The 14,163-nt window shown below is 41.2% G+C and carries 9 protein-coding genes; all 9 read right to left on the reverse strand.

The window, feature by feature from the left end:
• Positions 1-16: 16 nt before the first annotated feature.
• The gene (locus BET01_RS11025; RefSeq protein ID WP_120196861.1) at positions 17-1,843 is read right to left on the reverse strand and encodes a family 43 glycosylhydrolase; all 1,827 of its coding nucleotides are present in this window, start codon (positions 1,841-1,843) and stop codon (positions 17-19) included.
• Positions 1,844-1,857: 14 nt separating this feature from the next.
• Complete coding sequence (locus BET01_RS11030; protein ID WP_120196862.1) at positions 1,858-3,381, reverse strand: carboxylesterase/lipase family protein; 1,524 nt, start codon at positions 3,379-3,381, stop codon at positions 1,858-1,860.
• Between the two features lie 33 nt (positions 3,382-3,414).
• Complete coding sequence (locus BET01_RS11035) at positions 3,415-4,503, reverse strand: alpha/beta hydrolase (RefSeq protein ID WP_120196863.1); 1,089 nt, start codon at positions 4,501-4,503, stop codon at positions 3,415-3,417.
• Between the two features lie 34 nt (positions 4,504-4,537).
• A complete protein-coding gene (locus BET01_RS11040) occupies positions 4,538-6,049 on the reverse strand; it encodes a GH39 family glycosyl hydrolase (protein WP_120196864.1) in 1,512 nt (503 codons plus the stop codon).
• A gap of 26 nt (positions 6,050-6,075) precedes the next feature.
• Complete coding sequence (locus BET01_RS11045; protein ID WP_243117190.1) at positions 6,076-7,887, reverse strand: family 43 glycosylhydrolase; 1,812 nt, start codon at positions 7,885-7,887, stop codon at positions 6,076-6,078.
• Between the two features lie 222 nt (positions 7,888-8,109).
• On the reverse strand, positions 8,110-9,897 hold the full coding sequence (locus tag BET01_RS11050) for a type 2 periplasmic-binding domain-containing protein (RefSeq protein WP_147422807.1): 1,788 nt from the start codon (positions 9,895-9,897) through the stop codon (positions 8,110-8,112).
• Between the two features lie 56 nt (positions 9,898-9,953).
• A complete protein-coding gene (locus BET01_RS11055) occupies positions 9,954-10,874 on the reverse strand; it encodes a carbohydrate ABC transporter permease (protein ID WP_120196866.1) in 921 nt (306 codons plus the stop codon).
• A gap of 19 nt (positions 10,875-10,893) precedes the next feature.
• Entirely contained in the window at positions 10,894-11,814 is a 921-nt protein-coding gene (locus tag BET01_RS11060) for an ABC transporter permease subunit (RefSeq protein WP_120196867.1), read from the reverse strand.
• 43 nt (positions 11,815-11,857) lie between these two features.
• Positions 11,858-13,819, reverse strand: a complete 1,962-nt coding sequence (locus BET01_RS11065) for a right-handed parallel beta-helix repeat-containing protein (protein ID WP_120196868.1) — start codon at positions 13,817-13,819, stop codon at positions 11,858-11,860.
• Positions 13,820-14,163: the final 344 nt, after the last annotated feature.

Below are 14,163 nucleotides of genomic sequence, written 5' to 3' on the forward strand. Positions count from 1 at the left end.
GACTGCCAATCCGTTATTAACTAGGACTGCCTACTACGACCTTTAATGTCAGATCTGACAACTGGGGATTTAGATCCCTCTCCGGTATTAGATCAAATACTGGAACTCCTGCTTTGTTTATATGAACCCGGTGCATAGCACTGCACCTTGTTCCAAAGGGTACAAGTTCCTGTTCTCCATGATACATTATTATGAGATTGCCCTTATAATCCCGAAAGAAGGAATTATGACCAGGACCGTAGACAGGCGTAGCAGAATAATAAGATAGCACCGGAGTGCTGGACTTCTTCCATGCATTCGCATCCAGAAAATCACTGCCCCTTGGTATCGTAAGAAGTCCTAGGGCATAAGTATATCCGCAGGCTGCTCCTCCAGAATAAGTAATGTATACGGCGTCATCCATAACCAATGAGTAAGGACCCTCATTATTAATGGTGCCTTGAATGTTCTCCCAACCATACAATGGTCTGGAAAGAAGCACCGGTTCACTGGTTAATACCGTGGGGTTATCTTCCTCTACGGTTGCAATGTAGAGCATGGAACCAGTATCCAAAGGGGTTCCGATTCCTTTTCGGTAAGACCAAACAAGACAGGAAACTCCATCGGCTCTGAAATAAGTCATATCAAGAGTAATTCCGTTTGTAGTTAGAAAGTTTCCATCTGATTTCTTCACTCGGATAGGTTCTTCCCAATCTTGTGCCTTACCGATATCTCCACCGGTTTTCAGCTTCATCATATGACACTGTGGCCCCCATATCTTTGAGCTGACTGCAAATAACAGATATAAGTCTTCCCCAATTACATGAAATTCAGGTGCCCAAAATGTCTGAATATATCCTTTCTCTTCATTTAGATCCAATATGATACGTTCTTGAAAGCCCGGCGCAAACAAGCCCTTAATGGTATCGGATTCCCTTACGAATATTCCAATATCATTTTTATTGTCATTGGTGGCTACGTAATAATATTTGTGGTTCCAAGGCAAAATGACTGGATCTGCATAACCAATTGCTAGTGGAAACTGGTATTCCTCTTGGATTACCTTTCCTTTTACATGGTACGTTCCAGGTTTGGAACAATCAATCTGGCTGACCTCCCAGGCGACTTCCTTTTCTATGGAGGAGCCATCGGAATAGATAACATGGGCTGTTACCACTTCTACCTGTTTTTTAGAGGTCGCATAAACGATGTCTGGTATATGAGTCTCTGTATGATAAAGAGGAGTCCATTTGGTTCTGAATTTCTTACCGATCACTTCATCAATAGCAAGTATATTTCCAGGTGCGATATTTGAGATCTGTACTTCAGGTCGAATAAAGGAATAAGATTCCGTCGGTTCCGCAAGTGATATTTCTTGAAGCTCCTTTAAGCTTCTCAACCTGTTACAATACGAATCTCCAGCCTCGCTTAGCCAGTGTATCTCATATGTCTTACTTTGCTCATCATAATCACATTTTACTTCTCTCACCAATAAGTCCTTATGTAATCTTAACAATCCCAGGCATTGAAACGTTATGAGATCTTCTGAGATCCAAAGAAGAATTTGTCCTCTGCTTTCCTGATCCGCTCTCCCATGGCCATCCGTCCTAACCGCCATTATACCAAAGCCACCATCTGCTTTATGACACAGAAAGGGGTTTTTTAATCCCTTTTCTTGTATGATATCTTCTTGATTTATAGTAGCCTGGGCAAATAAAATACCGTAATTATTATTTAGCGGTTTAAAATCATCACTTCCCTCTTCATAAGCAAAATGAATGCTGTTGCTTAATGACTCCGTATAATCATCCAGAGGTTTTCTGGTATAAATTAATATGTTACTTTGAGATTCCTCTTTCTTCATTGAACTACCTCAATCTAATTTTCTTTCTTAAAATACTCTTTCAGTAAAAATTTCATAATCTCTTCCGGTTCTTCTTTCAGAAATTCTACCGTGTCCCCAAAGTACATACCGTAGGGAGCATCCGTTTCATATGGCTCCCATTTTGGCATCTCTTCCCCATTGGCATCCTTACCATTTGGATCTCCTGAACGGATGAAGTTAGCCCAGTAGTTACACATCTGGCGGGCTAGATCGTAATGCTTGCCTACAAATGGCCTCCAGCATTTTGCAAGTGTTTCAAAGAAGAACCACAAATCCACAGAATGGAAGGTTCCTGGGTTATCCCAGCCGGGTATCTCAGCATCAAAGTTATAATAATAAATTGGGGTTTCATTGCCTAAATCGGAATGAGCCTGAGCCACAATGCGGTTTGCATGTTCTATCATTCTTACTTTTGCTTTCTGTTTCATTTTTTCTAAGTTCCCGGAATCAGCATTGCAAATAGAAAGAAACTCCTTTGCATCGCTTCCAAACATCTCTAGTGCCATGTTACGGAATTCTTCTGGAGTTGAGGTTTTTGGTATGTTGTAGAATTCGGTAGAGGTATGCCCTAACAACAATGGAACCATGATACGCTTATTTTGAGCCAGCAAATCAAAGGCATAGTCCGTGCAAAACACGTGATCCACAGGGGGGACCCAGAATTTGTTGTATTCCACTGCTTTGGCATTGACATATTCTGCATCCAGGTTACGGGCTTCTACCAGGGAAGAAACTCCTAAATAATCAAAGAATTTCACCCCCTCTTCTTCGGCTTCCGAAAGAGTCAACCGATCATTAAACATTAAGTTTCCGGGATAAATATCGGTGAACATACCGCTTTCAATGATTGCCTTTTGAAAAAGTCCCTGATTTTGCAAGGAAGTCAACTGTCTTAAAACACTTCCGCCTCCAGCCGATTGCCCCCCTATGGTAATGTTATCCGAATCTCCGCCAAAGGAAGCGATATTACGTTTGACCCACTTGGTACCTGCCTGCTGATCTAACAGTCCAAAGTTAGCAGGTGCCTGCGGTGCTTCTTTTGTGATTTCCGGATGACATAAGAATCCAAACACATTCAGGCGGTAATTGACGCTTACTACCACAATTCCCCTTCGTGCGATTCTCTCGCCGTCAAATTCCATCTCAGCCGTATTTCCAACTTGAAACCCGCCGCCAAAATACCACACAAATACAGGAAGCTTTTCATCAATCTTTTGGGCAGGGGTCCATACGTTTAAGTATAAACAATCCTCACTCATAGGGACGTCAGGGTCCACGGCCCATTCTCTGGTATAGATATCTTCTTTATTGACTCCCACTGGCGCTTGCATAGAGATGGGCGCATATTCAAATGCATTTAGAACGCCCTCCCAGCCCTTTGCAGGCTGGGGAGCACGAAAGCGATTATCACCGGTAGGAGGTGCAGCAAAAGGAATTCCCTTAAAGCTTGTAATTCTTGGATCGGCTGCCGGCAATCCTTTTACTGCACCATGTTCTGTTATCACTGTCCGAATCATAAGGTTAGATCTCCTTTTCTAGGAACTACCTATTTACCAGTTTCTACCATTAATCGTAGTGCTAATTTTGTATGGCTCTGAATGAGGTTTTACATTTTCAAAAGACAACCGCAAAAAGTTAAATGCTCCATTATTCCATACATTAAAGTCATGAGCCCCACCTTTTACCAGCACTCTGTAATCATCCTTAAGATTGGTTCCTGCCACACCAGAAAGACCATCTACCGCTCTTAGATAGCCATCCCGGTAAGCGATGGAGTCCGCATCGCCGCAAGTTAAATAAAGTACTTTAAGCGTTTGTCCGCTTTTTGCAATACTTCCTCCCAGGACTTTTCCATCACTGGAGGTGGGAGCATTGGAAAACCCGCCGGCATATGCAAATAAATCTAACAAACCAGGAGCCTTTACCGTTGCACTCAGGCCGTTATTCCACTCACTCTTTTTACCTGTAATGGTAGAGGAGTCACAACGATATCCCCCAATTGCCATATTAAGGGTTTGCATACCACCAATGGAAAGACCTGCAATTGCTCTGTGTAGGCGGTTATAGGAAATTCCATTTTGTGTTTTATCCATAATATTTGCGTTCGTATTAAATTCAGATTCAATAAATGGAATGAGATCCCATCTCATCTCGTAATCAAAGTAATAAAAGCCCAGCATATTGGTTCCATTGGCATTAAAGGAACGATCCTGCCAGTCGCTAGAGCTTCTGCCCTCTGGAAATACAACGATGAGAGGATTTATATCTCCTTTTGCGATGAGATTATCAAGCATGTTACAAATATTAAATTGATTGTCCGTTTTTCCATTATCCGACAGCCATTCATAGGAATTGCCACCTACCCCGTGGAGTAGGTATAAGACATCGTATTTCTTATCCTTACGGTTTTTATCGTAGCCAACTGGTAGATATACATTGCATTTTTTTCTAATTGCTTCTCCGCTTACGGTATCTCTTCCTGCTTCACTCTTACTAATATTTTGATTGTTTACAAGTTGGCGAGACCTATTAATATAGTTTCTGACATTATAGGTAGCCTCAATTAACGTCCCCCGCCGTTCCGTTTCAACTGCCTTTTTGTATTCAAAAGGTAACATAGTCACATTGCTGTTATTCATACTTTATCTCTCCTATAACATAATAATTCTTTTATTATATTGCCCCCCTGATACGCTCTGGCCGAAAACCTCTGTCTGCTTTCGGATAAATTTGCTGTATCTCAAAGTAACATAACCCATTGGATGATAAAGGAATCTCAAACACGGTAGCATCGTCCATCACCCGTATTTGTTTTATGTCAACTTTGGGTCTGGCACATTCTAAGAGCAAATCTAATTGCTCTTTGTTAAGATATGCCGGGGTCCCCATTTTTGTCCATGCCCTCAGAGGATTGCAGGTGTTTTCATCCACCACTTTTGTGACCAGCATATAATCTCCATTTGAGAGATTAAGAGAAAATTCCAGGGTAATATCCTTATCCTCATTCCCCTCCACCGGATTCCAGCCAATGCCACAAATACCCCTTTTCTCATCCATGGTCATAACAAAATGTTCGCTTCTTGCAATAGCCGTTTCCTTTAGATTTTTAAAGAAGGAAAAGGCCCAGTAAGTGGGTTTTGGAATCATACCATTTGCTAATAATCCAAAGCAGCCAGAAAACGGAGTATAAGCCACCCCTGTCTCTTCAAAAACATCTCCAAAGGTCCAATAGGAATAAGACGCACAGACGTCTCCCATCTCACTTAACAGCCGTGCCGTATAAGCAGCATTCAGATTGGTATCGTGAATGGGGTTACGGGGTGTATAGGAGGTATTAAATTCCGTAATGTGCATTTCCATACCTTCATACTCAGGAAAGCTGTCTATGATGCGACGACTTTCCCTTAATTCATCCATAAAGGCTTTTGGCTCTCTTAAGGCCTGATATTCATAATGGCCATCCCGGTCTGGTGCATCTGCGGCATATGCGTGCCTGGTTACAAAGTCTAGAGGAACCTTATTCTCGGAACAATGTTTCAAAAAACAAGTAAGCCACCTCTTATCATCCACGCCACAGATAGCCGGCCCACCTGCCCGTATGCGGGAGTCGCACTCCTTTAACGCGTTTGCGGTTACCTCATATAGATGAAAATATTCTTCCATGTCGGCACCTTTCCAGAAACCTGGAAGATTTGGTTCATTCCATACTTCAAAGGGCCAGGTAACCACTTCCTCTCTTCCATATCGGTCCATGAGATGATGAACCAACCCTTTTATTAATTCCGCCCACTTCTTATAATCTGACGGTGGCGTAACATTTCCCTTCCAATAAAACACGGTCTGGGTTCCAGATGCCAACGCCTCCGGCATAAATCCTAATTCTACAAACGGTTTTAGACCCATGGACAGATAATCATCAAAGACCAAATCAATATAGGTAAAGTTATACTCTACTTTCATTTCTCCATCTTCTTCATAGGTATGATAAACGGCCATATCATCACACAACAAGCCGTGTCCTCTAATATAGGAGAAATGAATATCTTCCTGAACCTTCTTTAGCTGATCGTGATATTCCTTTCGTAGAGCAAGATTCATTCGACCAGTGCCTACGCAAAACAATGCGTTGTTGTGAAAAGGCACTTTGTCTGTAAGATTAATCTTGTATTGCAGCTTCTCTTCCATAGATCTCCTTTCTAAATGATTTCTCTTTAGGAAACGTATATCGTAGTATGTACCTCTGCCAGTTCCTTGTTTAGATCCTTCTCTTCTATCAGATCCAAAACCGGATATCCCTCTATATCAAAGTGCACCCGGCGGATCCCTGAGCTCCTTGGTTCTCCAATTCCAAACCGTGCATGATATGCATTCCAAACAATTCCATCTTCATCGGTAACATAGGAATTGTGACCAGGACCGTATTCCCCTGGCACACTTCTGGAGGTCAAAAGAGGATAATTTTCCTTTGTCCAGCTCGCTATATCTAATAAATCCGCATCGAAATCTGCACTTAAAAGTCCTACCGTATAAGTTTCGTCTATCAATGCGCTTGCAAAGGTGACAAATACCTTTTTATCTGTAATCAAAGCAAATGGTCCTTCATCTACAAATACATGATTGTTTGCCCAGCCATAATCTGGCTTAGATAATAAAACAGGGTCTGAAATCAGCTTCCATGGCTCCTCTGGAGATACTTCGGCAATATATAGCCAAGAACCCTGATCTACTGGAGTAAACTGCCTCTGTGCCCAAACCACAAAAACGCCCTCTCCATGTTCAAAGCAGGTCATATCAAGAGTAATCCCGGCATCGTATAAGTAACTTCCATCTTTTTTTAAGACTCGAAGAGGCATGGTCCAATCCTCTGCTTTGATTGGATTTCCTCCTTTTTTTAATTTCATCACATGGGACTGCTCCTTATGAAATTCACCTGGAGTTCCTGCATGGAAAATATAAAGCTCTCCTCTTACAATATGAAACTCAGGTGCCCAAAGCAGATTTCCAAGATGCTCATACATAGTAGTATCCAAGATTTTATATTCTTCTGCCTGCAACAAATCCGGAATATTATCCGCTTCACGAATGAAGAGTGAATGGTTGTTATCTGCATCGTTGGTTGCGATAAAGTAGTACTTCCCATTCCACCTACCAATACATGGATCGGCACGGTTAATTGCAATTGGGTTTTCAAAATGATCTTGATGAACAACGCCCTTAATGTGATATGTTCCTGATTTTTTCCAATCGATTTCAGACAAATCCCAGTCTATGTTTTTTAATGCGGTGGTTCCATCGGAATAACTAGCCATTGCTTTTATCTTCTTTAAGTCCTCCTCACAAGCTGCCTTACACTCTGTTGGAACTTCAATTGATAGGTTCTCAGGAACGGTAAGTTTTCCTACCAGTTTGCAAGCTATTTCCTTGGAAATAGAAATTATGTTGCGTGGCACGGCTCCTTCTATCTCAGTTGTAACAGGTTCTAGAAAAAATGGCTCTGTTTTCTTGGGAGCAGATAGTTCAGACTGGGGACTTAAATCATTGGTTTTGTTCTGATAGTAATTCCCCTTCGAATCACTCCACCTTATGATGTATTTCATTTGTGACATATCGTAATGGCAGGTAATTTCCTGCACAAAAGTATCTCCTTTTAGATCAATCAAGCCTTCTTCTTTATAATGCAAAAGATCAGTAGAGGTAAAGAAAAGCACGCCCCCCTTACTGCTTAAATCTTCACTTCCATCTCCTAAAACAGAGATAGCCAGCACCCCAAAGCTGCCATCCTTTCGATAGAAAAGATACGGATTTTTCAGGCTTTTTGCATTTAAAGTTCCATCTGAGTTATCCGTGGCCTTGGCAAACAAAATTCCGGAATTGTGATTGAGTGACTGAAAATCACGTTTGTTATCGCTATAAGCTACGTGCATACTGTATGCCAGTTTAGGAGCATACGTGGTTTCATCAACTGGTACCCTGGTGTAGCAAAGTAAATAATAAGAATCTTGATTCATATCTGATCGCTTCATCCTATCTCCCTTATCCCCATTTTTTATATGACAGGCCGAACCTTTCAACAATAAAGATCGGCTTACATCAGTTTGTTTCCTTACAAGATAAATTATAAAATACGGTAACACCTCTTACAATGACATATCCTACCGATTCATTGATGTATTCTAATGTCCATTAAATAAGGCAAAAAGGTCCCCTGTATGACAGATTTAAATCATACATAGGACCTTTCCTTCTTATTTAACTACTGCAGACCTAGCGTCAATTACTTTCTGGAATTTTGCTTTATCAAACTCCACAAGTTGCGCCCATTCAAACCCGTCAAGCTGAGTCTTCATCCCATCCCACATGCTCTTAAATTCTTCCTCACTCTTTGCAAAGACCATTCTCCAAGAGGCATCGCAGATTAAAGTAGCACACTGGCTTCGGATCAATGCTACATCCGTGGTATCACTTGGAAGGATGATATTTACACTTGGCACAGGCTTTAACTGTCCCGTTTTCATGAGATAAGCCACCTGGTTGGCTTCACCGTATTTTTCACTCCACTCTTTGGACATGGTGGTTTTGTTTGCTTCCAGATAGGAAGACCAATAGTTATTATGATACTTCTCTTTTGTATTTGGATTGATGGATACACTGCCTAAAGGCCATTGATTGATCTTACTGTTACCATCATCAAATCCGCCACCGCCCCATTCCTCCGGTACCGGACGATTCTCCATAAGACCATAGAGACCATTTTCCGTAAGGGTATATTTTCCATCGTCACCTTTCGTATAACTCCATCCAGGGATTCCGTCATGTAAAAACTCTGCTCCTTCGGGGCTAACTAACCAATCTAAGAATTCTATAGCTCTTGCTCTGTTATTGCCTTCCATGTGACTTCCCAGGGCAATGGCTCTTCCGTCTCCAAAGTATTTATCCGCATCCTGGAAAAAGTTCATATCCTTAACAGGAGCATAAATATAGGCATTTCGTTCCTGAGCACGGTCAGGTGTATTCCAAAATCCCGTCTGCCAACTATACCAAAATAACAATACCTGTTTATTTTTCATCTTGGTGCTGGCATTATCCCAGTTTTGAGTTCCGGAATCAGGATCAATCAGACCCTTTTGGTTTGCCTGAAAGAGAAAATGAAGCATCTTATAATAAGCACCGTCATTATCGGTAACCTCTTTCATATCACCAGTGTTACCAACCATAACAGCACCATTAACCTCATAGCCATACATTTTAGTAAGCTGGGCTGCATTCTCCATGGTTACCTGGGTTCCACCTTTATCCCAGTCCCGCCATAAAGAGATAGCATAGTTTGCGTCCCCTTTCGCATTCTTTGGATAAGCTTTCTGCATCTTCTCCAAAACACCGATTAAATCATCTAGGTTTTTCATCTCGGGAGCACCTATCTCAGAATAATAATCCCAAGGAAGCAAGGGACTGATATAAAGGGTATTCTCAGAATAAACGGTTGGTGAAGTATTGGTAATCTGGCAAGGCAATCCAAAGATCTTACCCTCACTATTTCCTTCCAGCCCACTATTAAATGTTTTATACTGATCGAAATACTGGTTTAAATTCTTGCTGTTTTTTACATCATTGCTGATATCAGAAATCAATCCGGCCTTGATACAATCCTGCAGAGGAGAATTATCTAATAAAATGATATCTCCAAGTTTTCCGGAGGCGGAACGGGTCTGATAAAGCGCCTCCCCATCTCCGGAAGCCTGTGGAGCAATGATATTTAACTCCAGGTTAAACTTATCCTTTACTACCTTACCAAACCAACCGCTTTGCACGCCCTGATAATTGGCCGCAACATCATAAACCTCCAAGGTGAGCGGACTGGTGTGGTCAATTTCTGACGATCCATTTCCAGAAGCACTTGTGGTGCCCGCCCCGCTGGAATCCTTTGGGCCAGCCCCACTTACATCTGTTTTCTTTGAACCGGAGCAGCCGGATAACACCAGAGAAAGCGTACAAATTACTGCCAGCATTGTCGAAAAAAACCTTCTTTTTTTCACAAATAAATCCTCCATTCTTTGATAATTTATAAAAAGAGGGTATCCCCTTCCCATATTTAACCTTTAACAGCTCCAATCATAATACCCCTTACAAAATATCGTTGAAAAATGGGGTAGATGAGTAAAATCGGAGCCACAACTATAATAGTTACTGTCATTCGTATGGAAGTAGCCGTCTGTACCGTTGCAATGCTCTGTGCCACCGCCGAACCGCTGGAAGAGTTTACAAGCTGCTTTAAGGAACTGGCCTGATTGATATACTGATACAAGATAAACTGCAAACTGTACAGTTTATTGTCCGTCATTAAAAGTAGAGTGTCCTGAAACGCATTCCACTGTGCCACTGCTGCAAATATAGCTACCGTTGCCAAAATCGGCTTAATTACCGGAAGAATCACACGGTAAAACAAGGTCATGGTTCCTGCCCCGTCGATCTCTGCTGCCTGCTGCAATTCCTTTGGTATAGACTCCACAAAGGTCTTAGCCAGAATAATGTAGAAGGGAGAAACAATGGTAGGCAGAATATATCCCCAGAAATTATTTGTCAGATGCAAATTTCGCATGGTTAGAAACCAAGGAATGATTCCAGCATTAAAATACATGGTTACAATAACAAATCGGTACCAAAATTTTCTATGCCATAAGTGTTCTCTTGTAAACATATAACCTAAGAAAGCGGTTGAAATGGTTGTCAAAATGGTTCCAATTAAGGTCCTACTTACAGATATGAAAGCAGCATTTAGTAACCCTGGTATCTTTACCGCCTTGACATAATTCTCAAAATGAATTCCATGAGGTAAGAAAATAATCATACCTTTCTGACTCAAATCATTGTTACTGATGGTATTAATGAATATGTAGTAAAACGGATACACACAGATAAAGGCAAATGCAGCGTAAAATACATAGATGGCCACGCTGATGAGTGCATCTCCAACGCTTTGCTCCTGACGTTTTTTCTTTTTGACGCTTCCCATAGTCTCTCCCCTCTCTGTATTATAAAAAGCTTTCCCCTCTTACCAGTTTTGAAATTCCATTTGCAATGGTAAGTAATATCAAACTGATCATACTTTTTAAAATACTCAATGCGGTTGCCACCGAATAACTACCGCTTCCCATAGCCAGATTAAATACGTATAAGTCCAAAACCTGAATATGCTCTTTGTTAAACGCATTCTGGAATACGTAATACTGCTCCATACCGTTGGTAAGAAAACTGGCAATTGCAAGCATCAATAATACAAAATACGTAGGCAATATACTAGGAATGGTGATGTAGTGAATCCGTTGCATTCTAGTGGCTCCATCTACCTTGGCAGCTTCAAACATCTGCTCATCAATACCTGTGATTGCTGCGATGTACATAATGGCAGCCCACCCTAAGTTTTTCCAGGTAAGCCATAACCACTGAGTAATCCATACATGATCTGATTTTTGTAGAAACTGAACCGGCTCATCTAAGATTCCCCAGGCAACCATTACATGGTTTACCACGCCCGTATTGTTAAATATATTAAATGCTACGGAATATACCAATACCCAGCTAATGAAATTAGGAACCGTAGTTACGGTCTGAACCGCTTTTCGAAACGGTACACACTTAATCTCATTTAGAAATATCGCAAAAAACATAGGGAGCCAGGAAGTTCCCACGGTGATCCCACTCATAACCAGGGTATTGACCATAACGCTCATGATCTGTTTCGTCTTTACCGGGTTGGATACCAAGGATTGAAACCATTTTAGCCCTACAAAATTGCTCATCGTCAACGGCTGAGGCGGCCTGTAATCAAAAAACGCATACATCCAGCCATACAGCGGATAGTAGGAAAATACTCCGACAAGCAATATAAACGGGAGAATATAAAGAAATTCTTTAAACGATCGTAACTTTTTTTTATTCCGAAATAGATTCATTATATCTCTCCTCTCTAAGACCAAGGCATAAACAACTGGGTACTCATAAACGCTTACGAGGATCAATGGATATGACCTGATCTTCTAATAACGTTAGAAACGGACCTGGAAGTCTCCGCTCTTCCGTCACATTATTGCCAAAAAAGTCATTGGCTACCTCTGACTTTACGGGTACTTTACTAATATCCTCTACCTTTCGAATATAACGATCTGCTTGCATATGTAGGAAAGAAAAATCCGCGGTCTCATGGGACTTCTTTATTTCCATGGTAAAGTGTTCCGTATCAATATCTATATCAAATAAACCTTCCTGTCCTTCCATATCAAATTCATAAAACTCCCTCCAGGCCTGTAAATCAAGACAAACGGCTGGAGCAGGATAGAGAATCCTCAAATAACCTCCCGGCATATTTAGATATAAATTTCCTTCTGCCTCATTGTGCTCAGTCGGCATCTTGATCGCAGCCTCTTTGCAATCATAAAACACGTTGTTCCAGAGTCTTGCATCTCGTGATGTACCACCTCTACTGTCCCAGGTAATGCGAAAGGCAACTGTCTTTGCATAATAGCCTGAGCTCCTGCATTTCCCAATAAAGTTATTTACAATATGTAAATGATCCGTTCCCTCTCCATAAACAGCGTACCCATTTACCACCCCTGTATCTTCCATCTTGTACCAGCCAGAAGAACCAGGTTCCCTTGGCACCTCTGCCGGGTCAAAACGTCCCTCTACATTCCAAAAGATGTTATTATCGATGAGATTTACATCATCCCGACTGCATTCTATAAATATAGCCTCTCTCTGATTGATCCCATCTAGAAAAAGATTCCTTGTAATTCGATTGTTCTCATTGCACATATCCATCCAAAGATGATCCGCACGGATGGTACCTTTGAATATATTGCGTCGAATGAGGCTGTTTGTGCAGTCATGAACTTTAATACCTCCTGCCTCCCAAGATAACTCCATCTTCTGCCAGCCACTTCCCTGTATGAGATTGTCTTCTATTAAAATATGTTTTGCAAACATCCCAGCTATCCCGCAGACTCCAACATCTAAAATCTTACATCTGCGAATAACGGTATAGCCAATGATTTGGTTTTCTTCCAGGGTATGATGCCAGCATTCATTTCCGATATCAATTCCAACCCCATTGGCCCAATCGATGGTACAGTCTTCTATGATCCAATGATGCCCCCGATAACAAGATATGGCACCTCTTTGGGGTACGGGCGCACCAGTTGCTGCATGTGCGCAGGTTAACCCTTTCACTTTGATATAGGACAAAAATGGGATTTCCGGTGCAAAACACTGTTCTCTGCAAGTCAGCTCTATGGTATGATCCCAAGGTTCCTCATCATGTATCAGCCTAAAATGAACCGTCTGGCCATTTGCCTCTACCCAATACGAGCCTTCTTGTTCCGAAAGCTGAGGGTACAGCGCCACCTGTTTCAATGGCTTTCCATCACAAAAAACCATACCTCTCCGGTTTAAATAGGTTGTCATATCCGTCTTGTCGTACTCAATGAATAACCTGTCATGTAAAATATTCACTGCACAAAATGGATTGTATCCACGAAATTCATCGGGATCTAGTTTTACTTCCCATATCTTCGGGTTACTTTTTACTGGTTCCTTCCCTGGTGAATACCGGGTGATATTCCAGCCTTCACTCTTTTTAAACCCTTTTGCTGGATAAGAAGCCTTTATCACCACTTCACCAGCCCCGAAAGCTTCATAACCGATCATTCGGTCAGTTCCAGTGCCTCCACTTACAGGATGAACACATTCTCTGTAAATGCCACCATGAATCAACACGCAGGTTCCTGGCATTGCAATTAGTGCCGCTGCATTGATGGTTTTTAATGGGTGGTCTGAAGTACCGTCATTTTGATCCGATGCACAGGGGTGATTCCCATCTACGTGAATTTCTCTATCATATATCTGCTCTTTTTCCCACACCTCAAAACATTGGCCATTGGGTAAAATCATATCCTGATCCATGTTCCCCCCGTTCCTATCCTTTCAGATAAAACGCAACAAAAAAAATATTCGTATTTTCCTATTGTTATTTTTGTATATTGTTTTGCTTTTTTCCACTATTTTTTATTTATTTTAGTTTAATATGCCCAATAAATTTATTATAAAATAATATCAATCACGAAACAATGACATATGTTAAGTTCAATATGAACTATTTTCATGCGTAATCGACATTTTGTCATAGGAATATGATTTGTTATCAGCCTCTATCAAAGATTTTATCGATTCTTTCCACAAAAAAAGAACAGAGTATGTATTTTTTCACACTCTGTTCTCTGAAACATCAATTGACCTATCTTAATAAG

The sequence above is a fragment of the Lacrimispora algidixylanolytica genome (genome assembly GCF_003609635.1).
GTDB lineage: Bacteria > Bacillota > Clostridia > Lachnospirales > Lachnospiraceae > Lacrimispora > Lacrimispora algidixylanolytica.

What these genes read in the sequence shown, in the direction of transcription:
- BET01_RS11025 (WP_120196861.1), bottom strand. Translation starts at nt 1,843, where the DNA reads ATGAAGAAAGAGGAATCTCAAAGTAACATATTAATTTATACCAGAAAA.
- BET01_RS11030 (WP_120196862.1), bottom strand. Translation starts at nt 3,381, where the DNA reads ATGATTCGGACAGTGATAACAGAACATGGTGCAGTAAAAGGATTGCCG.
- BET01_RS11035 (WP_120196863.1), bottom strand. Translation starts at nt 4,503, where the DNA reads ATGAATAACAGCAATGTGACTATGTTACCTTTTGAATACAAAAAGGCA.
- BET01_RS11040 (WP_120196864.1), bottom strand. Translation starts at nt 6,049, where the DNA reads ATGGAAGAGAAGCTGCAATACAAGATTAATCTTACAGACAAAGTGCCT.
- BET01_RS11045 (WP_243117190.1), bottom strand. Translation starts at nt 7,887, where the DNA reads ATGAAGCGATCAGATATGAATCAAGATTCTTATTATTTACTTTGCTAC.
- BET01_RS11055 (WP_120196866.1), bottom strand. Translation starts at nt 10,874, where the DNA reads ATGGGAAGCGTCAAAAAGAAAAAACGTCAGGAGCAAAGCGTTGGAGAT.
- BET01_RS11060 (WP_120196867.1), bottom strand. Translation starts at nt 11,814, where the DNA reads ATGAATCTATTTCGGAATAAAAAAAAGTTACGATCGTTTAAAGAATTT.
- BET01_RS11065 (WP_120196868.1), bottom strand. Translation starts at nt 13,819, where the DNA reads ATGGATCAGGATATGATTTTACCCAATGGCCAATGTTTTGAGGTGTGG.